General features: G+C 45.6%; 17 protein-coding genes. 13 read left to right on the top strand and 4 right to left on the bottom strand.

Features of this window, described 5'->3' with window-relative positions:
* Positions 1-102: 102 nt before the first annotated feature.
* The 7 genes from AB4114_RS04110 (at position 103) to AB4114_RS04080 (ending at position 12662) form a co-directional block, all read left to right on the top strand.
* Positions 103-1686, top strand: a complete 1584-nt coding sequence (locus AB4114_RS04110) for an extracellular solute-binding protein (protein WP_441987271.1) — start codon at positions 103-105, stop codon at positions 1684-1686.
* A 27-nt stretch (positions 1687-1713) separates the two neighbouring features.
* Positions 1714-2670 carry an ABC transporter permease gene (locus tag AB4114_RS04105; protein WP_441987270.1) on the top strand — a complete coding sequence of 319 codons (957 nt, stop codon included), beginning with the start codon at positions 1714-1716 and terminating at the stop codon, positions 2668-2670.
* Positions 2671-2683: 13 nt separating this feature from the next.
* Complete coding sequence (locus AB4114_RS04100; RefSeq protein ID WP_441987269.1) at positions 2684-3577, top strand: carbohydrate ABC transporter permease; 894 nt, start codon at positions 2684-2686, stop codon at positions 3575-3577.
* A 23-nt stretch (positions 3578-3600) separates the two neighbouring features.
* Positions 3601-5613, top strand: a complete 2013-nt coding sequence (locus AB4114_RS04095; protein WP_441987268.1) for an alpha-L-arabinofuranosidase C-terminal domain-containing protein — start codon at positions 3601-3603, stop codon at positions 5611-5613.
* A 128-nt stretch (positions 5614-5741) separates the two neighbouring features.
* Positions 5742-7994, top strand: coding sequence for a family 43 glycosylhydrolase (locus AB4114_RS04090; RefSeq protein ID WP_441987267.1), 2253 nt, complete (start codon positions 5742-5744; stop codon positions 7992-7994).
* Positions 7995-8278: 284 nt separating this feature from the next.
* A complete protein-coding gene (locus tag AB4114_RS04085; RefSeq protein WP_441987266.1) occupies positions 8279-10180 on the top strand; it encodes a golvesin C-terminal-like domain-containing protein in 1902 nt (633 codons plus the stop codon).
* Between the two features lie 142 nt (positions 10181-10322).
* Positions 10323-12662 carry an FAD-dependent oxidoreductase gene (locus AB4114_RS04080; protein ID WP_441987265.1) on the top strand — a complete coding sequence of 780 codons (2340 nt, stop codon included), beginning with the start codon at positions 10323-10325 and terminating at the stop codon, positions 12660-12662.
* Positions 12663-12871: 209 nt separating this feature from the next.
* Here AB4114_RS04080 and AB4114_RS04075 read toward each other — a convergent pair whose 3' ends face one another.
* Complete coding sequence (locus AB4114_RS04075; RefSeq protein ID WP_441987264.1) at positions 12872-14434, bottom strand: response regulator transcription factor; 1563 nt, start codon at positions 14432-14434, stop codon at positions 12872-12874.
* Positions 14412-16187: a sensor histidine kinase gene (locus tag AB4114_RS04070; protein WP_441987263.1), complete on the bottom strand. Its 1776-nt coding sequence runs from the start codon at positions 16185-16187 to the stop codon at positions 14412-14414. The genes AB4114_RS04075 and AB4114_RS04070 overlap by 23 nt, the downstream gene beginning before the upstream one ends.
* A gap of 187 nt (positions 16188-16374) precedes the next feature.
* Here AB4114_RS04070 and AB4114_RS04065 point away from each other — a divergent pair, with 187 nt between their 5' ends.
* From AB4114_RS04065 to AB4114_RS04050, 4 genes are all read left to right on the top strand, one after another.
* Positions 16375-17400, top strand: a complete 1026-nt coding sequence (locus AB4114_RS04065) for an ABC transporter permease (protein ID WP_441987262.1) — start codon at positions 16375-16377, stop codon at positions 17398-17400.
* Between the two features lie 31 nt (positions 17401-17431).
* Positions 17432-18322 carry a carbohydrate ABC transporter permease gene (locus AB4114_RS04060; protein ID WP_441987261.1) on the top strand — a complete coding sequence of 297 codons (891 nt, stop codon included), beginning with the start codon at positions 17432-17434 and terminating at the stop codon, positions 18320-18322.
* 27 nt (positions 18323-18349) lie between these two features.
* Entirely contained in the window at positions 18350-19981 is a 1632-nt protein-coding gene (locus AB4114_RS04055) for an extracellular solute-binding protein (RefSeq protein WP_441987260.1), read from the top strand.
* 121 nt (positions 19982-20102) lie between these two features.
* Positions 20103-20543: a fibronectin type III domain-containing protein gene (locus AB4114_RS04050; RefSeq protein ID WP_441987259.1), complete on the top strand. Its 441-nt coding sequence runs from the start codon at positions 20103-20105 to the stop codon at positions 20541-20543.
* A gap of 127 nt (positions 20544-20670) precedes the next feature.
* On the opposite strand, the gene AB4114_RS04045 is transcribed toward AB4114_RS04050, so the two are convergent.
* Positions 20671-21738 (bottom strand): Gfo/Idh/MocA family protein, encoded by a 1068-nt coding sequence (locus AB4114_RS04045; protein ID WP_441987258.1) that lies wholly within the window; start codon positions 21736-21738, stop codon positions 20671-20673.
* A gap of 184 nt (positions 21739-21922) precedes the next feature.
* Here AB4114_RS04045 and AB4114_RS04040 point away from each other — a divergent pair, with 184 nt between their 5' ends.
* Positions 21923-22753: a helix-turn-helix domain-containing protein gene (locus AB4114_RS04040; protein WP_441987257.1), complete on the top strand. Its 831-nt coding sequence runs from the start codon at positions 21923-21925 to the stop codon at positions 22751-22753.
* Positions 22754-22772: 19 nt separating this feature from the next.
* On the opposite strand, the gene AB4114_RS04035 is transcribed toward AB4114_RS04040, so the two are convergent.
* Positions 22773-23591: an HAD family hydrolase gene (locus tag AB4114_RS04035; protein ID WP_441987256.1), complete on the bottom strand. Its 819-nt coding sequence runs from the start codon at positions 23589-23591 to the stop codon at positions 22773-22775.
* A 437-nt stretch (positions 23592-24028) separates the two neighbouring features.
* Here AB4114_RS04035 and pbfA point away from each other — a divergent pair, with 437 nt between their 5' ends.
* On the top strand, positions 24029-25402 hold the full coding sequence (pbfA, locus tag AB4114_RS04030; protein ID WP_441987255.1) for a (R)-1-hydroxy-2-aminoethylphosphonate ammonia-lyase: 1374 nt from the start codon (positions 24029-24031) through the stop codon (positions 25400-25402).
* The last annotated feature ends 4 nt before the right edge of the window (positions 25403-25406 follow it).

Below are 25406 nucleotides of genomic sequence, written 5' to 3'. Positions count from 1 at the left end.
TGTTGAATCTCTGGAAAGTGATAATTCCTTATACTAAGATCAACCCTTAGAAAACGCTTTCTTAACAGGGTAGAAAACAACTTTGATCGGAGGAACAAGAGCATGAAAAGAAATTGGGGGACAGTACTTTTATCAACGTTAGTCATTTCGGGCTTGACACTTTCCGCATGCAGTTCGGACACATCTAGTAAAGAGAAAGAGGGTAAAACCCCTACAGATGATTCGAAAGGTGTAGCTACTGCTGGTTTTCCAATCGTGAAGGAGCCGTTGAAGCTAAAAATGTTTACACGAATCGCGCCATCAAACGGGCCATTCAAAGATATGCCAGTGTTCCAGGACTACGAAAAAATGAGCAATGTGCAAGTTGAATTTATTGAAGCGCCAACAGATGGCTTCCCAGAGAAGAAGAACCTGTTGTTTGCCTCGAATGAGCTTCCTGACGTTATGTATCGCTCGGCCCTTACTCCTTTAGAGGCAACTCGTTATGGTTCTGGTGGTCAATTAATCCCGCTGGAGAAGCTGATTGAAGCATACGCACCCAATTTTAAAAAATTAATGGAAACGTATCCAGAGATTCGCTCCGCCATTACAACACCTGAAGGTCACATTTATGCCCTACCAGGTATTGTGAGTGTCAACTCGGCAAGAACGGATAAAAAATGGATGAATCAGGCATGGCTGAAGAAGCTGAACCTGAAAGAACCAGAGACGACGGATGAGCTGTACGAGGTGTTGAAAGCTTTCCGGGATAAAGATCCTAATGGCAATGGCAAACAAGATGAGCTTCCAATGACAGCGCGTAATGGCTTGGCAATTGTACCAATCATGGCTGGCTCTTTCGGTCTGGATTTCCAATTGGGTTATAACATTAACCTGGAGAATGACAAGGTCAATCTCTGGATGGGAAGCGATCGGAATAAAGAATTACTGATGTACTTAAATAAGTTGTATTCGGAGAAGCTTCTGGATCAAGAGCTATTTACACAGAAGGAAGCACAATATCTGTCAAAGCAAGGGACAGGAAATACCGGTTTCTTCTTCGATCAGACGAACAATCCGATGCTGGATGGGAAAGTTCAAGATCAATATATCGGGATAGCGCCGCTAAAGGGTCCACACGGTGATAGACTCCAACTAGCTGCTCCGGTACCGAGGGATTTTGGTGCATTTGCGATCACATCGGTAAACAAGAATCCGGAAGCAACGATGCGTTGGGTTGATTACTTCTTCGGCGACGAGGGATCTACGATGCTGCGATTCGGTCGTCAGGGTGAGAATTATGAGTTGAAAGACGGAATTCCATATTATACGGCTGCCTTCTTGGCAACAGGCAATCAATCCAAAATCACCCCATATGCCGGTGGAGGAGCACCGCATCTGATCAGTGATAAGGTTGCTTCCTTCATTAATCCACCGCAAGTTCAAGAAGCACAGAAGAAACTTGATCCATTCATGCCGAAGATTCGCTATGCAGCGCCTATGTTCGATGAGCAAACTGCGCAACAGATCAATATACTTCGCAACGATATTGATAAATATTACGAAGAGCAAAGCACGAAATTTATTGCTGGAGCCCTTAGCTTTGATAAATGGGGAGAGTTCCAGAACACGTTGAAGAAAATGAAAATAGATGAACTGCAGAAGCTGTATCAGACTGCTTATGACAACCTCAAAAAGCAACAATAAGCACGACTGACGGCTGGAGGGCTACAGATGAACAATACAGCAAAGACAGCAGGCGTTGCGTCTCGAACCAAATCGAGGCGCTCCAGCCTCTTTAAAACATTGAGTAGTCGCTATGATCTCTATTTGATGCTGCTCATTCCCATTGTGTATTACCTTGTATTCCATTATGGACCCCTATATGGTTTGCAAATTGCATTTAAAAACTTCAGTCCAGCGAAAGGGATTAGCGGAAGCGCATGGGTGGGGCTTGATCATTTCCAGCGATTCGTAGAATCCTACTATTTCTGGCGGTTGTTATGGAACACGATCTCGATTAATTTGTTCTCTTTATTGTTTGCTTTCCCTATCCCTATTCTTCTTGCCTTAATCGTTACCGAAATTCGTAATAAAGCGTTCAGTAAAATTGTGCAAAACATTACCTATATCCCGCATTTCATCTCCATCGTCGTCATGGTTGGGATGCTGATGTTGTTCTTATCTCCGCGTGGTGGTCCTTTGAATACCATTATTGAGGCATTAGGCGGAGATCCGGTTCGATTTCTCGATTCGGCAGCGTGGTTCAAGCCGATCTTCATTAGTTCAAATATATGGCAAAATATGGGTTGGCAATCGATCATCTATATTGCAGCCCTCGCTGGAGTCAATCCGCAGCTGTATGAAGCCGCCAAGATGGATGGAGCCAGTCGGATGCGACGCATTTGGCACGTATCGATCCCAGGCATACTACCGGTTATCGTTATTCTGCTTATTCTTGATGTAGGGCATTTCATGAATGTCGGTTTCGAGAAAATCTTGCTTATGCAAAATAATTTGAACTTGGATTCCAGCGATGTGATTTCCACCTTCGTGTACTCAACAGGTATTCTAAAAGGCGAATACAGCTATACAGCAGCTATTGGCTTGTTTAACTCTGTCATTAACCTGGCATTATTATTACTCGTGAATCGCTTTGCCCGTAAAAAGGCGGAGACTAGTCTATGGTGAGGAGGGACCTTTGATGAAGGAACAAATGCTCAAGAAAAGGAAGTCGGATGAGAAAATATTCGATGCCGTGGTTAACGGATTGGCTTTGCTTATCGTCATCGTGGTCCTGTATCCGCTCCTATTTATCGTTAGTGCCTCCTTCAGTGATCCTGCGCTGGTCCTGAATGGGGAAGTGGTATTGCTGCCTAAACAAATCACCTTAGAGGCATATCGGAATGTCTTTCAAAACGAGCAGATATGGAACGGATACGGAAATACCATTTTGTACACGGCAGTAGGAACAATTATCAATTTGATCATGACGACATTAGCGGCCTACCCGCTGTCGAGGCCAGACTTGCCTGGGCGGGGAATTTTCATGGTATTTATCACATTAACCATGTTTTTCAGCGGGGGGCTCATCCCGTCGTACCTCCTTGTGAAAAATTTAGGCATGGTGGACACGATGTGGGCGCTAGTCATTCCCGGCGCAATTGCCACCTATAATTTGATCGTGATGAGAACGTATTTTCAATCCAACATCCCTTGGGAGATCCAAGAAGCGGCCCATATGGATGGGTGTTCGAACTGGAAACTATTAACCCATGTGATCTTGCCGTTATCCAAGCCGATTATGGCGGTCATGGTCCTATTTTATGCGGTTGGTCACTGGAATTCCTTCTTCAACGCCTTGATTTATATTCGCAGCAAAGATTTATACCCGTTACAACTGGTGCTGCGTGAAGTGCTGATGGTCAGTCAAGCGGATGTGGTGGACAGCAGTGTAGGTCTTGAATCCAAAATTCTACTAGCTGAAAGCATCAAATATGTCGTCATTATTATTTCCAGCTTGCCTGTACTTCTGATGTATCCTTTTGTACAAAAGCATTTTGTGAAAGGCGTTATGATTGGTTCATTAAAAGGTTAAAGATGGAAGGAAGCGTTTTGTTCATGCATGCAAAAGCTAAGATTCAAGTGAATACGAAACAAGTTGGCAAGGACAGAATTAATCCTTATATATTTGGACATTTCGTTGAGGATATTCGCGATCATATGGATGCGATGTTGGCCTATCCGCTATCGGATATGGATTTTGAAAGTAACGATGTGACGTATAGAGGGCTTTCTGGAAGCTGGCGTCCTTACACGAATGGGAAAAGCACGATTTATGCGCTCGAACCTGCTGCTACGTATCACTCCGGGCATAGCCAACTGGTTCGTATCTATAGCGATGACGAGGCCTATGCAGGAATTCGTCAAGCGATTGCTGTAAAAGAAGATCAGGATGGCTATGAGTTAGCTCTATATGCAAGAGCTTCTATTGAAATTAAGTTTCTTACAGCGGAGATCGTGGACAAAGCGAGTGGAGAAACTCTGGGTTCCACCCGTATCGAGATCGAAAGTCATAACTGGAAACAATATGCATCTCGTATCAAGGTCAGTCGACGTTGTGAGCAAGCGGAATTCAAGATCTATGTTCCTGCGGAGCATGAACGCTGGAGAGATAATGTTTCCACAGGTATGCTTTGGCTGGATCATATTTCGCTGCTTCCGTCTGATCGTGTTGGCAATGTTCGCAAGGAAGTTGTCGATATGACGAGGGACTTGAACGCCGGCATGATGCGGCTTGCAGGCAATTATATTAGCGCTTATCACTGGCAGCAGGCGATTGGCCCTGTAAATGAGCGTCCCTGTGTGATGAACGAAGCATGGGGTGGCTGGACGAATAAGTATTTTGGCACAGATGAGTTTATTCAGTTTTGCCGTGACTTGCAGGTGGAGCCGCTGATTTGCGTGAACGATGGTTCCGGTACGCCGGAAGAAGCAGCCGAATGGGTTGAGTATTGTAACGGGAGTTTGGACACGCCCATGGGGAAACTGCGGGCTGCGAATGGGCACGCGGAGCCGTACGGCGTGAAGTACTGGGAGATTGGTAACGAAGTCTGGGGACCTTGGCAGGTCGGGCATTGCAGCGCTGAGCAATTCGCTGATCGTTACGTGCGATTCGCTCAAGCGATGAAGGCCATCGATTCTGAGATTAAGCTGCTCGCTTGTGGCGATGATAAGCAGGATTGGAACCAAATCCTAGTCGAGCGAGCTGCAGAGCATATGGATTATGTAACGTTGCACCTGTATCACGGCTACAATCGATTTGGGATGAATGATCGCACGCCAAAAGAAGAGCGGTATAAGGCCATTCTCACTTATCCAGAATGGACACGAGAATCTGTTCGAAAAGCAAGAGAATTGTTCAATTCCGATTCGCGCTACTCGCATTTGAAATTGGCGATCACGGAATATAACACGATGTACTATCCGAATACGATTCGTAAGGGTCTTCCGAATGAACACACCCTTGAAGCAGCTGCTGCGAATGCAGCGAACTTGAACGAATTTATTCGAAATAGCGATCTCATCGAGATCGGCAGCTTCTCTGATTTAGTCAATGGCTGGCTTGGCGGATGCATCCGAGTAGGCGATTTCTATGCGGATCAGTTCCGAGGCAAATCCTCTGGCAGAAGTGAGAATTCCCTAACCATTTATGGGACGCCAACCTATTATGTCATGAAGATGTATGCCAATAGAGACTTAGGCTATGTCGTTCAGAGTCAGACCGAATGCGGTAGCTTTAGTGTGAATAGCTTAGTACCTACAGCGCCAAAGCTGGAGAATCTGCCGAATTTGGACGTTGTGGCTTGCTGCAATGCTGATGGGGATAGACTATCGATCTTTATCGTAAATCGGAGTCTCGAAGACGTGGTAACGGATGTGCAGTTGGATGGTTTTGTGGAGTCGGGGACAGCTCGCTTGTTGGCACTAACAGGGGAACATGAGGATGCTTTCAATGATGTGCATCACCCGGAGGCTGTCGTCTGTGAAGGATTTGACGTTTCCGTTCTGAACGCTCAAGTGACCTGTGAACTGAAGGCATCGTCTGTCTATGTACTAGAAGTCACACGCTAACAGGAGTAAAGGATAATCGAATGCGACTAGTTAAGAAGTCATGGATATGGTTTGTAGTTGTGTGTGTACTTTTTTTGGCGATTTTGACGATCATGCCCAGGCTCTGGGGAAAGAAAGGGACGGACAAGGTGGCAATATCCTTAAATCAGACATACCAGAACCCGTTCGTATTGGACCAGGAATGGGAGGATTACGGGATCGGAGATCCCTATGTTCTACGTTTTGACGGCAAATATTATTTATATTGCAGCACGAAGGATCGGAGAGTCGGGGTGAAAGCGTGGAGCTCTGATGATCTTGTGAACTGGCACTATGAAGGCTTGGTAACCGAGGAGGCGATCAGCGAAGGTGCATATGCGCCCGAGGTCGTCTATTGGAACGGTGCTTTCTATATGTACACATCACCGGCGGGCAAGGGGCATTATGTCCTGCAAAGCGATAAACCGACAGGGCCGTTTGTGAAGAAGACGGACAATCTCGGTTTCACGATTGATGGCTCTGTGTTTATAGACGACGATGAGCAATGGTATTTCACACATGCCAAATTGAACGGTATCATGGCAAGCTTGATGTCAGATCCCTTTACAATTGAACCCGGTAAGCAGTTGAACGCCACGCTCGGACATTGGACAGAAGGTTCCATGATTATCAAGCGAAACGGTCGTTATTTCATCACGTACACAGGAAATCATGTGTTTAGCAAAGGTTATCGTGTTAATTATGGGGTCAATCATACCTCACCGATTGGCACGTATACGATTCCCGAAAATAACCCGATCCTGATTTCCACAGCCAATGACTTCAACGGACTTGGTCACAGTGCGACGGTCATGGGACCTGATCTAGATTCGTATTATATGGTTTACCATAACCTAGTCGGACGGTCAGCCGAAGGCCCTCCCGTTCGCAAGTTAAACCTGGATCGACTCGTTTTCAACGGTGACAAGATGTCTGTTCTCGGTCCGACACACGGTTCACCGCAGGAAGCGCCTAGAATGCCGGCTTTTCACGATGTTCCGGGTGCTGCGCCATCTGCTGACAAGTGGGAGCCTGTGAATCAAGCAGGAGGCATGGAGACTTTACTGACCAGAGCAGTCACAAGTAACTTGTACACCGCTGAATACAATTTCAGATGGGATGCTGCCAATCGTGGTGGACAGGCTTCTTCGTTAGATGCCGTATTCGCATACGGAAATGCAGACAATTACCGTTTAGCACGTGTGAATAAAGCAACAATGGAGCTTTCCCTGATCGATCGCGTAAATGGTGTGGAAATGGTTGTTGCGACGAAGCCGCTGCCGAAAGGGACGGATCTAGCGAAGATCCATACGATCCGGATCGAGTCAAGCAGCTCGGGGACAATTATCTTTTGGGACGGACTGCAGAAGATTGAGCAAGCCGCTATGGCTGGGAAAGCTGGCCGAATTGGCTATGCATGGCCGCAAGAGGCGAAGCCTGATCTGCACTATACGGCCTTCTCGAATGAAGCTAATGGCAGCAGTGATAAAGAAGTGATAAAGCCGCTCCCGGGTACTCTGGAAGCAGTTCATGGCGTCATGGAAGGCAGTCCAGTCATCCAATCTGGCCTAACGCCTGATGGCAGTGAAGCTGTTGTCCTCTCGAAGAAGGAAGATGGCCTCAGCTTTCCAGTCAACGTTCGCGAGGATGGCAGCTATCTACTTTCAGTTAACGCTGCCAAGACTTCGGCGGGATCAACCGTGGTGATTGAATCCAACGGAAGCACCAAGTCAATCAAGCTGGACGCCTCTTTATTCGCAAGCGATGCAGCATGGACAAAGGTACCGCTTGGCGAGTTCGAGCTGAGGGCAGGAACACAATGGCTGTCGCTGCACGGGGCGAAAGGAGACGTTACGCTTCGTTACCTGGAAGCGAGCCGAACTGTAGCGGTGCCAGAGCAGACGGTCATCAAACCGACGGCCGTTGGTCTTGTTAATCGATTCGGCGGGGAGCCCAGTTGGACGGATTATTCCGTAAGCTTCGATGTGACGCTCAAAGCAATAACGTCCGATGAAGTTGGCGTCCTGCTGCGGACTACGAACGAGTCTGATTTTAAAGATCAGGTGAAAGATGCTTATATGGGCTACACGCTTGGTTTTCAGAATGACAAAGTTGTGCTAAGGCGTGTAAGCTACGAGAATTCGGTGGAAGCGACTTCTGGCGCTCTTGCTTTCAAGCCTGGTCAAACGCGCCATATTTCAGTGAAACTGCAAGGCGCATCCATTGAAGTTTACTCCGAGGATAGCGATAAACCTATCTTGACGTGGAAGGATCCGAATGCTTTTCTACTAGGTCGTGTCGGCTTGCGTGGCGTGTCGACAGCTTGGACGATTTCACCGCTGACGATAACGAATAAGAAATAGTATTGCGAGTATGAAAGGACTCTCTATGCAGGATAGAGGGTCCTTTTTGCATTGAAAATGGAAAATTAATTATCTGTCTCTATAATTGAGTGGTTTGTGTGGTTTCTGTAGTGAAAATATTGAAGAATATGTATCTAAGTTAAAATAAGGGTATCGAATGTTGAATAAAGGTATTTTTAAAATTGGAAAGAGGTGATATAACTTTTATTGAAATCGCTTACAATAACTTGTGCAGAATGGTTAAAAAGGTGTTCAAATTTACTTCGACCAGAAAAGGAGATGAGATGATGTTAACAAAGAGCATGCAAAGAAGATCTTCATTGGTAATCGAGGTTTTGATCATGACCCTTGTACTGATTGTCTTGGGAATTATTTTTCAGACAGAAGTTAAAGCTGCTGCAACAATCTATTATGTATCTACCACAGGAAATAACAGTAACCCAGGTACGCTGAGTCAGCCCGTTGCTACGATTCAACAAGCTGTAAATATGGCTGGGATTGCCGGCCCCGGTTCTACCATTATTGTGAGAGGCGGAACGTACAATATTACCTCAACGATCAGTGTTACTACTTCAGGAACAAGTGGTAACCCAATTATAATCAAAGCATATCCAGGTGAGACTCCAGTCATTTCTGGTCAAAATACGTACCCGAATCACAGTCTCAGTCTTCAAACCGTTACGTATACGGGACCTAACGTTACCAATGACGGGGTGACCTATTATAACGGGCAGCAATTTACGCTTTCCTGGAATCCGCTGATGAGTATTACGGCCAATTATATTACCATTGACGGTCTTGCATTGACACAATCCTATGGTGCTGGAATGTATGCAGGTAACTCGGGGGCAACAAGATATCATGATATTATCATTCGAAATTCGAATATTCATGAGAACCGTGGTGAGGCGATACAGTTAGAGAATGTTGATTATTTTACGTTGGACGGCAATAGGGTATGGGAGAATGCCAATTTTGGGCGTTTTAGCAGATTATCCAGTGAAATGAACTGGCCTTTGATTATCATGATTAGAGGCAGCGCCTATGGAACAATCAAGAACAACACCATATACGACAATTGGGGTGAAGGGGTTGGCTTTTGGTATAACACACATGATGTAGTTTTGGAAGATAACGTTATTTATGATAATTATGCGTTGGAAGTCTACGTAGACAAGGCTCATGACGTAATCATACAAAGGAATTTGATATACAATACGGGGAATGCGATTTATTTCAGGGGCGGAGGCCCAAGCATGGGTATTGCCATAGCGGATGAACCTTTTCAAAATTTTACAGCAGGATACAACAGGAAGATTATTAATAATTTTCTGAAAGGAAACAGCAAGAATTTTACTTATTGGAATACGGGATTAGCAACAGGAACTCGCTTGGATAATGACATCATTGCAGGCAACACGTTTATTGATTCAACAAGTACGAATATATTCATTACCGGCGGTGCAAACCATGTAAACACCAAGATAGAAAACAATATTTTCAGGTCGAACACGGGTACTTTACAAAATGTAGATCAGAATTCAGGACTGATTTTTGCCAATAACTGTTGGTCCAGTGCTGTTAGTGGCGTTGCTTCGAATGTGAATGATGTCATCGGGGATCCATTGCTTGTAGGCGGTACATTCGGACCGGACTATTTCAAACTGCAGGGCACTTCTCCGTGTATTGCTAAGGGGAAGAATAACCTAATCGATGTAGCAGAGGATTACTTCAAGAATGTTAGGAGCAATCCGCCAAGCATTGGAGGATACGAACCACCTACAATCCTTATGGATAACAGTAATTCAACAGGAATAACTCAGATGGGGACTTGGACGGCCAGTACCTACAGCAGCCTAAGAGTTGGTGCGGACTATCTGCATGACGGGGATACAGCGAAGGGATCCAAGAGCGTTAAGTATGCACCTGATATCGCATCTGCAGGCTCTTATGATGTCTACCTGTGGTGGAATGCGGATACGAATCGAGCAAACAATGTACCGGTCACTGTCAACTATGCGGGTGGGCAGTCCAGCACAACAATCAATCAACAGGCAAATGGCGGGATGTGGAATTCCATAGGGAGATACGCATTTAATGCCGGGACATCGGGATATGTGGTCATTAGCAATACAGGGACAACTGGATTCGTTATTGCGGATGCAGTCAAATTCGTGCCTAGATAATTCGATGCCAAAATGGAGGCATCAAATCAAAAATGGTGATATTTTATTGCGTTCTTAATCAGGATACAGTGTAAAGGAGGTTAAGAAAACGCTGTCATCTATCGAGAACTAGGTGATGCTGCATAAAAGGAGACTATAAGAAATGGGTAACGACTTTAAGAATACTCGCACGGAGGGCAACCATTCAGCGAGAAAGCATGGGCAAAAGACGGAGAAGTACGATGTAGTCGTTTGCGGGGGTGGACTGGCGGGTTTCTGTGCGGCGGTTGCTTCAGCTAGACATGGGGCCAAAACATGTTTGGTACAGGATCGCCCTGTCTTCGGGGGAAACAGTTCGTCCGAGGTCAGAGTAACGCCGCATGGTGCGGCTGCTTTTCATGTATACGCGAAGGAAACCGGAATCGTATCGGAGTTATTGATTGAGGAACGTGCGCGAAATCATGAGCCGATTTTTGAGAATGGCTGGACGAACAGCGTGTGGGATATGACGATGTATGATATGGCACAGCGAACAGAGAATTTGACCTTTTATTTGAACACGTCCATTCTGGATGTTCGGATGGCGGGTGAGCGCAAGATTGCGTCGGTCGTGGGTTATGTAGCTAACGCGGAGACGGAGATTGAATTCGTAGCGGATGTATTCGTTGATTGCACAGGCGATGGAATCGTTGCCGACCGTGCAGGTTGTGAATGGCGGATGGGATCCGAAGGACGCGAGGAATACGCCGAACCGCATGCACCACTGCAGGCTAGCGGAGATGTGATGGGGAGTTCACTGCTTTTTAAAACGAAAGACCTTGGCTCCCCGGCTCCGTTCACGGCTCCAGATTGGGCTGCTAAGCTCGATAATCCCGACTTTTTCTATAAACAGGGTCGGAACCCGAATGATATGCGTGGTGGTTACTGGTGGATCGAGATCGGTATGCCTTGGCACACCATCTATGAAAGTGAAGATATCCGCCATGAGCTATCGCGGTATGTTTTGGGGATTTGGGATTGGATCAAGAATAAGGATCCGCTTACTAAGGAGCTGGCAGCTAATCACGCGATTGATTGGATTGGTCAAGTGCCGGGCAAACGGGAAAGCCGTAGAATTATGGGGCAATATCTGATGACGGAACATGACCCGCTGAATAAAACGGTATTTGAGGATGAGATTGCTTACGGCGGCTGGTTTCTTGATCTACATACACCGGGGGGACTTCTTGCGCCTACTAGTGAGCATGCCAGTTCAGAAGGCTATGATGAAACATCCTCTTATATGGTGAAAAGCTACTGCGGCCCTTATGGTATTCCTTTGCGGTCAACGATTGCCAAAGATGTCGATAATTTAATGATGGCTGGGCGGAATATCTCTGTGACGCATGCCGCATTAGGCACGGTGCGGGTAATGGCGACAACCGCGTTGGTTGGGCAAGCCGTGGGGACGTCAGCTGCGATTGCCTTGAAGCATGGATTAGCACTCGCAGAGGTACCAAGTCAGGCAATACAAGAAGTGAAGCAAACGCTGCTGCGTGACGGCTGTTTCCTGCTGAACACAACGAATGAGGACGAGTTGGATCTTGCACGCAAAGCGAGCGTTGGGGCTAGCAGTCAAGCTTCGTGTAAAGGTTCGGAAGTGAAGGCGGGGCTGCAAGCATCTGGCAAGTTGGGTCATCAAGATGAGTTACTTCGCCAACGTAAGGGGCAATGGATTGCGATTTCGGAGGGAGTACTGAACCGAGTATCTGTCTGTTTGACGAATACGAGTGATACCCCACAAATCGTAGAAGCGAAACTCATTCCGGTGGATCATATTTGGGATTACCGTTGCGAAGCAAATCCACCGTTGGCCACAACGGAACTGCAAATCATGCCAGGGAAATACCAATGGATTGATTGGGATTTACATCTGAATGAAGCGGATGGCTTGAAGTCAGGGACCTATGTGCGTTTGGACTTACTAGCAAATCCCCACGTTGCTTGGCATTGTGGGGATGGCATTGTGCCAGGTCATACGTGCGCATATGAAATGGGGGAGGGCAAAATGCGCCGGGATTGGAACGGTCCGACGCGCAGCTTCCGCGTGGATCCTCCTCAGCATGCCTACAGCCCTGAGCATGTGATTAACGGCGTAACGCGACCCTACCGTTATACGAACCTGTGGCGTTCGGATGCAAAAGAGGAGCTTCCGCAATGGTTGGAATTGAAATGGGAAGATCAACAATCTATTAGACAGATTGAGCTCACATTCCCTGGCAGCCTTTTGTGGGAATACCACGGGTATGCACCGTTTTATCGCGATCCGCAATGTCCGAAAGATTATCGGATTGAAGCTTTTGTTGGCGGTGTATGGGAGACGCTCCTTAAGGTGAACGATAATTACCAGCGTCATTGCCGATATACACTAGCTCAGTCTGTTCAAACCGATAAATTACGCGTCGTCATTGAAGCAACTAACGGCGACCCGTCCGCTGCCATCTATGAGATACGATGTTATTAAGATGAATTATGGGGTTGTCCCAAAAGCCAACCCTAAGGACATGGAAAATAAGGCCGATTCGTGTTTAGATGGAGAAAATCCAGATAATTTACGGGAAGCAAGTTTATTACTCAGCAGTCATTAACGAAAAAAGAGGATGTCTCAAAAAGTCTAAATTGACTTTGAGACATCCTCTTTTTGTATAGATGTCCTAAAGTGCGATTTACACATTACATCGTTTTCCGATGTTCCTTCGGGGAAACGCCGAAATAGTTTTTGAAAGCACGCGAGAAGTGATAGAGATTGCCATACCCTACTTTTTCCGAGATCTCGTTGATCCGTAAGGTGGGGTTCTTGAGCAGCTTCTGGGCTTCTTCCATGCGGACTTTGGTTAAATAGGCAGTAAACGTTAATCCGGTACGTTCCTTGAAAAGCTTGCTGAAGTACGAGTAATTCATCGATACCCGATTGGCCACTTCGGCAAGCTGTAGATCGCGGCTGTAATGCTCACGAACGATGGACTCCGCTACGGTAATAACGGTTTCACCCAAATTAGCATGTTCCGAGATCAGCTGTTTTGTATCTGTGGCGTAGCTTTTTAAATAATGCCGGAGCTCGCCTAATGTGTGAAAGGTGTCGAAAGCTGTCGCGCGTTCGGTCTCTTCAAAAAGAAAACGTTCATGGACATGGCGATGGATTTCAGAAAGCACCAGGTCATAAATGGACTTCAGCTGCTCCAAAGACATCTGTGTGCGCAGCGAATCGCTAAGATGGCGGTCAACCCAGAGGCCGATACGTTCCACATGCAGGGTCTCGGCTGCTTGCTTGAACTCTTCTAACTCCTTCTTGGCAGGCAGCCAAGCATCCGTCTTACCCGATGGATCAAGCGTTACGAAGACCACGCTTGGTTCTCGTAAAATTCGCTCCGACATCGCTTGATGCGCTTGTTTGTACAGACGCGATAAATCGTCCAAGCCCTGCCCAGATTGACTAATCGAAGCTGTAGGTGTTCGCGGATTTCCTTTTCGAAGCACGCTAACAGCTTTGCCAAGCAACTTCTGAACAGCTTCAGTAGAAACGTTTACGGCATAATTGAACACAAGGCATACCCAGCCTTGCACATCATGAAACGCTAGAAAGCGTAGTTGTGACGCTAAATCATGGTCCTGAACACATCGTTCCAAACATTCACTTACCGTATCCAAATGCTCTTCGCTGAAGGTAACATCGTCGAAGGATAGCATGGAAACGGCGAACAGCGGATGCGCAAAGTAAGCTTCGAGTGATTGCTGTGGCTCGGAATCTTTGGTTCTCACCGCAACATTCGACCTATGGATGACGAGGGGTAATCGAGCAGTAAGCAACGCACGTGCATCCGTGAGATTTCTTTCGATGAGCTGGTCGCTAAGGTTATCTTTCTCAATACTGGCAATCGCGGATTGAACTTGTTTTCCTAGCTCATCAGAAGACGCAGGCTTCAATAAGTAGTCCTGTGCGCCGTATTTGAATGCCTCACGGACATAAGGATAATCACCAAATCCGCTCAACATAATGAATTTGGAGCGTGTTAGCAGCGGAGCAAGCTCCTTAATCAATTGAATGCCATCTAACTCGGGCATACGAATGTCCGTGATAATGATGTGTGGTTGTAAGGTTTTAGCCATGGTAAGCCCTTGTAGACCGCCGTTCGCGACAAAAATTTCCCGAACGCCTGCTACATTGGCCCTTTCAAGTTTGGCTTTCACGCCGCTGCCAATTAATTCTTCGTCATCAATAATTAGTACGATGTACATTATCATTCTCCTCGATTCTTCTTGCGTCATAAGGAAGGGTAAGTATCGTTTCTGCGAATTGGCCTTCAAGGCTGTTTAGCCGTAAGGGATAATTCTCACCGTAAAATAACTTCAATCGTTCATTAATGTTACCTAGACCAATGCTTTCTCGGTCTTTATCGCCTTTGGCCATATACACGGAAGTGCGGAATTGTTCATTGAGTTCCTTGAGCCGAGCGGTCTCGATGCCGGAGCCATTATCTTTTACACATACACGGATGGATAAATCACTCTCTTGACTGACATGAATATCAATATCGAGTGTGTCCTGCTTAGCGAAGCCATGCTTCACACTATTCTCAACAATTGGCTGTAGGATGAATTTTAACACCTGAATGCTGAGAAGCTCGTTGGGAACATGAACGCGGAAATGAATACTGTCTCCATATTTCACCTTCTGAAGCGTCATATACTGCCCGAGATAACGAAGCTCATCTTGGAGCGTTGCGAATTTAGTGTGACCGTCCATATTATAGCGCATCATTTTACCGAAATCGGCCATAGCATCGGACACATCATACTGGCCGGCGATTTCCATTTTGGCACTAAAGATATCCAGTGTATTGTAGATAAAATGCGGATTAATCTGCGATTGCAGTGCGATGAGCTGTGCATCCTTGTGCATGGTCTCTTTTTTGATCATATCGCTTAATAGCAGGGTAATTTTATTCAGCAAAATGTTGAATTTCTCGGTGATGACACCGAACTCGTCCTTCCGTACAATAGGAATGGGCTGAAACCCTGTTTCAATGGCGAGATCCATTTGTTTAATGCTCGTTTTCATTTTACTTAACGTCATCTTAAGGACGAAGTAGAAAGCAATCAATAGGACAATGAAAGTAAGTATAAAAGCTAGATTAGCCGCAACCTGTAAGGAACCGAGCAGTGGTGGGAGCGGAATCACCATGACGATGACATGCTGGACCTCTTTTAACGTATCAGCGACATATAAGAAGCCAGATTTCTTGGCATAGCCTTTCGAGAAGAGCGAAGGGATTACCTCATCCAATGTATGAAGGGTATCCTTGCTTCCCTGGGGAATGACTTTATGATTTTCATCCAAAATATAGATGGATTGATTCGCAATATTAGGGCCTTCCGCAGGTTCAAGCAGATCGGCGGAGCGCACGTCAACGATTGTAATACCGAGATAGTAACCTTCGATGGAGATCATTTTTTGGATGTATCTGAAAATATCACTACCATCTGCCTGATTTGTATTCAGCACCCAGAGTGACTTCTTATCTGAGGCTTTAAAGGTATCGTACCAGGTTTCTTTTTTGACTTTTTGCTCCGAGTAAAAGGAACCAAAGCCTTCAGGAATGGAATCATTATTGGTGTAAATGGAAATTTTCTGGATGTTAATTTTCTGGAATAGCATCGCATAATTGACAAGTGGAGCCGCGTAGTTGAAATAGGTATCTAAAGAATCTTTCTCTAAGGAATATGGATCACCTAGAAATTGTTGAAACCGATAATTATACGTAATATTGTTGCTAACGCTTTCAATAAGGTCAATTTTACTTTCGACCGTGTACTTGATTTGCTTAACGGTCGTCTGTGAATTTGCCAGCAATTGCGCTTGAATGAAGCGTTGTGACTGATTATAGCTGTAAAGTCCAAGCACACTGAAGGGGATTAATATGAAAAAAATAAAGGCAAGCGTCACTTTACTTTTGATACTCATGGCATGAAACGTACGTTGCAACGGCACTCCTTCTTTCTCCAAAGATGTTAGTAGGGAGGTATTCGACAAAAGGGATGCAAAACCTTTCGCACTTTAGACAGAGACCAAATGAAGGTATCAAAACTAAAATAGTGATATTTTTATAAGCGCTTTCAAAATGTATAGTGAGGATATGCTTCCGAAGTTGCTTTGCTATAGCAGAAGTAGAGTTAGCATGAAAGAGAACGCTGTCATTTGGTTATCACGACTAGGGCAGCGAATCGGGGAGGAAAGTCAAGTGGATGGAGCCGTAAATGCGAAACAACGAGTTCGAGCGCCACGATTATCAGCGACGGGCAGATGGCAGCGCTTCAAGAGCCAGTTCGCGCTGCAAAGCATGGTATTGCCGGGAATCTTGTTTTTGCTACTGTTCTCGTATGTTCCCATGTATGGCATTCTGATTGCGTTTAAGGAATACGATCTTTTCTTGGGTGTGATGAATTCACCGTGGATTGGGTTCAAGCATTTCCAGGAATTTCTGAATGATCCGAATTTCTTGAATGTATTACGGAACACGCTAGCGATGAATCTGATGGGATTAGTTATTGGGTTTCCTGCACCCATCGTGTTTGCACTCTTTCTAAATGAGTTGAATAAGAAACGATTCAAGAGCTTCGTACAAACGATTTCTTATCTACCTCATTTCGTATCGTGGGTTATTTTTGGAGGATTAGTTCTGACGGTGCTTTCGCCATCGAATGGGATTCTTAATCTCTTACTTACGAGTTTGCATATCATCGATGAACCGATTAATTTCATTGCGAAACCGCATCTTTTCTGGATGATTATGGTTAGCGCTGAAATATTGAAAGGGATTGGCTGGGGAGCGATTATTTATATCGCAGCAATTGCCGGTGTGGACCAGGAAATGTATGATGCAGCGAAGATTGATGGTGCAGGCAGATTTCAGCGGATGTGGTATGTGACACTCCCAGCTATTATGGGGACAGTGGTGATTATGCTCATTTTTGCGATAAGCTCTATATTGAACACGGGTTTCGAGCAAATTATGGTCATGCAGAATCCACTGAATCTGGATGTGAGTGAAACGATCGATACGTATGTCTATAAGGTAGGCCTCAGGCAAATGAGGTATTCCTATTCGACTGCGGTAGGCTTAGCGAAATCAGTTGTTGCCCTGATTCTATTATTTGCTGCTAATTATGTATCTCGTAAAGTGACAGACAACAGCTTGTTCTAAGAGGAATGCTTGCGTGTAAGGAGGAACCAAAATGAATATCCGTTCCACTAGGGACAAATGGTTTGACATCTTTAACATCATCTTTATGTCTACAGTTGTATTCGTAACGCTAGCTCCGTTCTGGTTCGCTTTGGTTGGCTCTTTTAATGACGGGTTGGATTACTTGCGAGGAAGCGTGTATGTATGGCCACGGGAGTTTACGATCGCCAATTATAAAGCTGTATTCTCAGATACGACCATTTATCATGCGTTTTTCATTACGATTAGCAGAACGCTGCTCGGTATGTCCACGCATATCGCATTTACAGCGCTCGTCGCCTACGGCATGTCCCGTAAAGGACTTAGTGGCCGTAATGTATATCTCGTCATTATGCTCACGACCATGTTCTTCTATGGTGGACTTATTCCAACTTACTTGCTGTATAAACAAATCGGCTTGTTAAACAATTTTATGGTGTATATTATTCCCTCTTTGTTCAGTGTTTGGGATATGATTATTATTATGTCCTTCTTTCGAACGATCCCTGAACAAATTATCGAGTCGGCTAAAATGGATGGGGCAGGGGAATATCGGATTTTGCTGCAATTGGTGTTGCCGTTGACGAAGCCTGTGTTAGCCGCTATTGCTTTGTTTAATGGGGTGTATCATTGGAACTCTTACATGGATGCGTTGATGTTTACGACGAAATCAAATTTAGAGCCTGTTCAACTTGTACTCATGCGGATGGTGACAGATGCGTCGTATGGGGAATCGTTTAGTCAGCAAGCGATGAGCTTTATGCCAGAAGAAGCGAAGCATGTTAGTTCGGCTACATTGAAACTAGCCATGATGGTTGCCACAACAGCGCCAATCGTCGCGATCTATCCATTCTTGCAGAAGTACTTTGTTAAAGGTGTGCTTATTGGTTCTGTGAAAGGTTAATTTACGACTATCAAGGGGGCAAAGCAAATGAAAAAAAGTTTAGTGAGCATGGGGCTTGTCACAACATTGGTTGGAACCTTGCTTGTAGGTTGTTCTACAGATAAAGGCTCAGAAACAACAACGAGTTCACCTAAGGCATCAGAAGCAGCTGCAGCGTCGGCGTCTGCCAAACCTGATGATAAATCCCCAATCAAGATTACTTGGTTCGTCGATCAAGAATCCTATAAGAAAAATTGGGATCCCATTAACAACTTGCTGGATAAGAAGATTACGGAAGATACGGGTGTTTCCATTGAATTTACTTCAGGTAATGATGATAAATTAAGCGCTCTTATCGCATCAGGAGATATCCCGGATATGATTACCGTGGATAAGGGGGCACCGCAGCGAGGAGTGCTTGAGAAATCCGGATTGGTCGCTCCACTTGATGAGTTGATTAAGAAGCATGATCCGTCGTTTAATGTGGCGAAATCCATGCAGGATTGGTTCCGTAATCCAGATGGCCATTTCTATGGGTATGCCAATTATTTCTGGGCCAAAGAAACGTTCAAACCAGGGGATACGATTTACAGCAACCAAGGCTTATATGCACGTAAAGATATCATGGATCAGCTTGGTATCAAACCTGAGGACTTCAGTACGAAGGAAGGGTTGGTCGCAGCCCTGCGTAAAGTAAAGGATTCGAAGACGAAATATAATGGTTTCGATGTGACTCCTGCCTACTTCGAGAGCTGGGTCATCTCAAGTTTTTTCGGCGCCCCACGTGAAGATGCGCAAGGTAATCTAGTTGATCGTGAACGAACGCCCGAATCACTTGAAGCGTATCAATTCCTCAACCGATTATATCGGGAAGGGTTGTTGCCAGAAGATAGTCAAACGTTGAATCAGTCACAGCTTACCGAGAAAGTGAACAATGGCGCAGTCTTTGCGCTTACTAACAAGGCTATTAAATGGGATGCCTTATATGCCAAAGATCCGAAAGCGATCTTCGTATCAGTTGGACCTGTACTCGGTGACAAAGGAAAACAGCCGGTGATTGATCCAGTCCCAGCCTCCGGGTGGACATTGACGATGGTTAGCAGCAAAGCGAAAAATCAGGATCGTATTATTAAGCTTATGCATTATTTGTCCTCTGACGAAATGAGCTTAAATGTGACTTACGGACCTAAAGGTATTACGTGGGATTATGATGCGAATGGGAAGGTGAAATTATCAGACGAGTTTATTAAAGCTAGAAGCGAAGATGCCGCTAAAACGAAATTGAAATACGGGAATGGAACGTTAGATTGGCTGATTAACTATGTGCCTGTTCAACGCACCCTACCAGTAAACGGTGTACAAGAAACGGAAAGAACCAAATCGAATATTTATTTCAGTAAATACACGTATGATATGCTTGCCTTCGAATCGACTTCACCGCTTGGCGGCACAGAAGAAGCGGGGATCAATGCGAAACGTGAAGAAGTTCGTGTTAAAACCAGAGCGAAAATGATCCTGGCTAAAGCGCCGGAGGATGTAGAAAAACTCTACAAAGAAGGAATTGATCAAGAAGAAAAGCTTGGTTCTCAAAAGCTGATTGACTATCAAAACAAGAAGTTCCAAGAAGCTAAGAAAGCGTTAGGTGTTCCGTTCGTTTGGCCGACGAATATCAAGAAATAAGTTGTGATTTGGTAGGCTAGTTCAATGGCATATGCAACGTTCGTGAGTGGATAGCTTTCTTCACACGCTTGCATATGCCTTTTTTTTGTGGACTTTTATGGAGAGGGGGGGACCCAAGGATGTGACGGCAACCCCGCTCTCGTCATATGAAATATCCCTATTATGGACCCCATCTACAGATAATGATCGTGTGGCTGGTTACATCATCTATCGGGATGGGAAAGAAATTGCGTCAGTCAATGGGATGAGCACGAGCTATGTAGACAACGGCTTGAGTCTTGGCACGACCTACCGGTACACCGTTGAAGCGTTTGACCCAGCGAATAATCATTCTAATGTAAGTAGAGATGCCATAGCGACGACGAAAAGCTCGCTGCTGGAAGATAATTTTGAGTCTGGAAGCGCGAATGGGTGGTCTGTCGTATCTTCCTGGGGAACGTTCGCCGTGGTAACGGATGGCAGTACGAAAGCCTATCTGTCCGACAATACGGATAAAGGGGCTACGAAGTCTGTTTCAGGGCCAATCAACGTGGACCGACTATCGTATAGAAGCCAAAGCTAAAATGGATCAGACAAGGGGCAGAATTGGACTTGTAGCTAGATTCGTTGACTATAACACGTAATTCGTTTGTTACAAATAAAACGGCGGTAACGCAGTTGATGCGTTCCGCCGTTTCTCATTTCAGTTCCTAGAGGCGAACCTCTCGGCCGGTTTCCGCTGATTCATAAATCGCGGACAAGATTTGAATCATTTCCACGCCATGCTCCGGACGAATAATGGGCTCCGCTCGACCTGTCAAGCAATCGATAAAGTGATTAATATTGGCATGATGCATCTTAACCGGTTTTCCATGAGAACGGGAAGATTTGCTATCCATTAATTGACCATTTATTTCCGAGAATAGACCTAACTCGTAATTTCGGTATGTTGCGCCTGCTTTCGTCCCGCGAAGCTCGACAAAATACGTCTCTTCTTCAATATTGGAAGCCCAGCTGAACTCGATTTGCAGCGTAGCACCGTTGTCAAAGCGGATGAAACCTATAGCCAAATCCTCCACATCGAACGTGCCATCGGACTGCTTCTCCCCGAAGCTGCTATGCTTCGAGTCCGATACATCGTTGTCAGCAAATTTACGGTAGGTAGCCCCGCTGACCGCGACAGGCTTTGGATTGCCCATGACCCACACGGCAATATCGATAAAATGAACACCTAAATCAATTAAAGGTCCGCCGCCGGACAATTCCTTCGTCGTAAACCAACCGCCTTTGCCTGGGATACCCCTACGACGAATCCAACCGCAGCGTCCGGTATAGATCTCACCGAGTCCGCCTTCTTTTGCAAACTGCTGTAGGAATTGGGCATTCGGATGGAAGCGATTATTGCGAATCGCCATGAGCAGTTTGCCGCTTTGGGCTGCTGCATCAGCCATCTTCTGCGCTTCGACGGGAGAGACCGCATCCGGCTTCTCACAGATGACGTGGATTCCCGCTTGTAAGGCCGCAATCGCAATTTCCGAGTGATATAGGTTCGGCGTACAAATATCAATTACATCCAAATTTGCCTCAGCGATCATTTGCTTATAATCGGTGTAAACGAGGTTTGCTCCAGAAAGCTCAGCCATTTCGTGTGCACGTGCTTCATTCACGTCGCAGATGGCGACGATCTCGCACTCTTGATTTTCCTGCCAGGCCTTCAAATGCGACTCTTTGAAAATACCGCCTGCTCCAGCGATGCCAATCCGATATGTCGTGCTCATGACTCTAAGATCCTCCTAGTATTCATTTCTTTTTATTTGACTTATTTCGTAAAGAATAGCCAGAAAGTTGGCTTGAATTCCTTAGTTTCATTATAAAAAGACCACTACACTGGTGGAATATCCGATCTTGTGAGGTTTGACTTATCTTGCATTTTATTTAAGATAAAAGAGAAGGGGGCGGCTAATGGAAAATTACGGATTTCGATATATACATGTGGGTTATTCCCATCATCTAGCACCGCACCGCAACCAATTGGAGCGTCGACAGGACGGTGTACTGATGAGGCTGCAAGTGAAGGGTACTTGTCGTGTTGATCTGGGTGGCAATCCGCATTACATTTATCCCGGCGATTTGGTTATCTCGAAACCACAAGGCACCTATCAGCTGTTCATTGGCGAAGAGAGCGGGATGGATGGACAAAATCTTGTCGATAGTACGGATTACTATGTGGTATGTGGGGGAGGATGGGTCGACCGTTGGCTCGCCAGTCAGACATTACCCGATGTCGCACACATCGAGGTTAATGAAGATTTGCTTAGCCTCTGGCGGAGGTTAATTTATGAGAAGCGAAATGTGCATGAGAACAATGAAGAAATCACCGCTTGTTGCGCTAAGCTGCTTTGTTTGACACTGGAACGGTCCATCGCCAATGCATTGTCCGCGGGAGGCCGAAAGGAACACTATATTGCTTCTAGGCTTAAGGGATATATTGAAAAACATGCGACAGAACCGCTCACGCTGGATGAACTTGCCGCGCGCAACAGCGTCAGCGCGTCTACCGCCTCCCATGTGTTCAAAGAGGCTTTTGGCTTGCCGCCAATGCGTTATGCTGTCGAGGTTCGTCTAGCCATTGCCAGCGACCGAATCCGGTACAGTGACATGCGGCTTGAGGACGCTGCCGAAGCATCCGGCTTCCGCAGCTATCCTTATTTCTGCCGCGCATTTCGCGCCAAATATGGACAAAGTCCTAGTGAGTATCGGATGCAATATCGGCAAGATATACAAGAACTTTAGGTTGTGATCATCAATCCAATTAAACAATATCTTGTTGTGATTGTTGAATCGAAAGTAAAAGATGTGGAATTTCGCTTAGACTCTGAACCTCAAAGGTTGGCCGAATGGTAAGTGTTGGGGGAACAAGATGGCGGTTAATCCATATATTAGTGATGCCGGCGGATTGCGCCCCTAGTATATCGGTTATAAGCGTATCTCCGATCATGACCGTTTCACTCGGAGAGAGACTAAGCAGATCCAGCGCATGGCGATAAATGGCAGGATTCGGTTTGCCAACGCCGTAGGTGCCAGAAATCACGATATGATCAAAATAATCCGCAAGTTCCGGAATACTATCTATTTTTTCTTGCTGGATATCAGGCGCGCCATTGGTCATTAGCAATAGTTTATATTCTTTGCGTAATTCCTCAAGTACTTTGAAGGTGTCGTCGTAAACATAAGGACGATTCCTTCTTTCCTCCGTGAATTGATAAGCCAGTTGGCTTGCTATTAATGGATTATCAACTCCCAGCACTTTCAGTCCTTGACTCCATACATCACGTCTGTATTGGGGGGCTAACTCTTGCATTCTGTGGAAATTTGGATGTTCACCTTGCTGAAATTTTCCCCATAATGCTTCTAGATCGGTCACCTCAATCATATGCAACCAATCATATAATTCCAAGGTTTTAAATAGCTGACTTGCCGATTCACGGACGGCATGTTCAAGTTTCACAGCATCTACGGCGAAATGACGCGCCGCTTGTTGACATGTTGCCTGAAACGCCTCGTTAATGCTCCTCTCATCCCATAATAAGGTGTTATCTAAGTCGAAAATTAGAGCTTGCTTCTTATACATAGATGTGAAATCCTCCCTGTTTCGGAACTTTACTGCAACAACAAACAACTTACTAGTGAGATTAAATTTGATATTACCTTATAAATGGTGCTTTATCAATTGATTTTTGGATTAAATAAACAATATACAACAACAAACAACAAAATTAAACAAATCTTAACATTGTGATAAACGTGATTACAAACATGGCTTCGAGATAGCCAAGTCAAAGTTTAGCCTCTGGCGGATAAACCAGGTGCCTCCTCTGACATATCATAGCGAAAATAAGGCTCTTTATAGGGGAAATCCAATAGGAGCCTTTTTTATTTTTTAAAAACAAACTAAAACAAAATAAAACAACACAAAAACATAAATTTTACATGTATTTAACCGTCAGATGACAAATGCCCTGTATCATAAGAAACAAGAACAACCAAATCCAACCTGAGGTGACTACGATGTACGAGAATAAAGCCTATATGAAGACTGAGGGCGATATCAATTTGACGGATGCTCGCCAAGCGCGGTTGGGCGATCAAGTGGATGATGCAGTGCGATCCATTCTTCAAGAGGATGAGGATGTCTTCTTACACCAAACATTGTCTTCACCTTGCCTAAACGTCTTATCTGCTTGTGAAGGGATTTACGTAGAGGATGCACAGGGAAGAAGAATCATGGATTTCCATGGCAACAATGTGCATCAGCTTGGCTTCGGCCATCCGGAAGTTATTGCAGCCGTCAAACAGCAGTTGGATCAACTCTCTTTCTGCACCAGAAGATATACCAATATTCCTGCTATTGATCTGGCCAATAAATTAGTTGAATTAACGAATGGATCCTTGAGCCGTGTGCTTTTTGCACCGGGGGCGACGTCGGCGATTGGGATGGCACTGAAACTGGCGCGGGCTGTCACCGGGAAGTACAAGACGCTTTCCATGTGGGGCGCTTTTCACGGTGCCTCCCTCGATGCCATATCTGTTGGCGGTGAGGGCGCTTTCCGCAGAGGGCTGGGACCTTTGCTTCCTGGCGCGGAGCATGTGATTCCTTTTAACTCCTATCGCTGTGTGTTTGGTTGTCAAGATGAAGGGCATTCCCTTTGTTTGAAGCCTATCGAATATGTGCTGGAGCAGGATGGCGAGATCGGGGCGGTTGTTGTGGAGACGATTCGTAATACGGATGTGCAAATTCCGCCGATCTCCTATTATCGCAGACTTCGTGAGCTCTGTGATAAGTACGGAGCCTTACTCATTGTAGATGAAACAGCGACAGGACTTGGGCGTACGGGAACCATGTTTGCCTACCAGCATTATGGCATTGAGCCCGATATGATGGTTCTTGGAAAAGGTTTAGGCGGCGGTGTGTTCCCGATGGCTGCTTTGCTAGTGAAGGAAGAATTGAACAAAGCTCAGGAAATGTCGATTGGTCATTATACGCACGAAAAGTCGCCCGTTGGAGCGGCAGCAGGTTTAGCAGCCATCCGAGTCATCGAGGAGAATAATTTGTTGGCACATGCGAATGAGATGGCGAACCTCGCGAAGCTGCGCTTGCAAGTGATGATGGAGACCTATTCGCTCATTGGTGATATTCGGCAAATCGGCTTACTGATTGCGGTGGAGTTAGTGACAGACAGAGTGACGAAGGAACCTGCCGTTCGTCAAGCTGAGCAAGTCATGTATGACTGCTTGGAGCAAGGACTTAATTTCAAAGTATCCAAAGGCAATGTGCTTACGCTATCGCCACCGCTGATTATCACAGCGGAGCAGTTGCATGAAGCCTTCGATATGTTAGAAGCAAGCTTGGCAAAAGTTGAAAACTCAAAATCGATCCAATAGGGAG

Source organism: Paenibacillus sp. 2RAB27, assembly GCF_052115445.1.
Lineage (GTDB): Bacteria > Bacillota > Bacilli > Paenibacillales > NBRC-103111 > Paenibacillus_E.
Note: the sequence above shows the minus strand (reverse complement) of the source record. Positions and strands in the feature narration are given on the sequence as shown.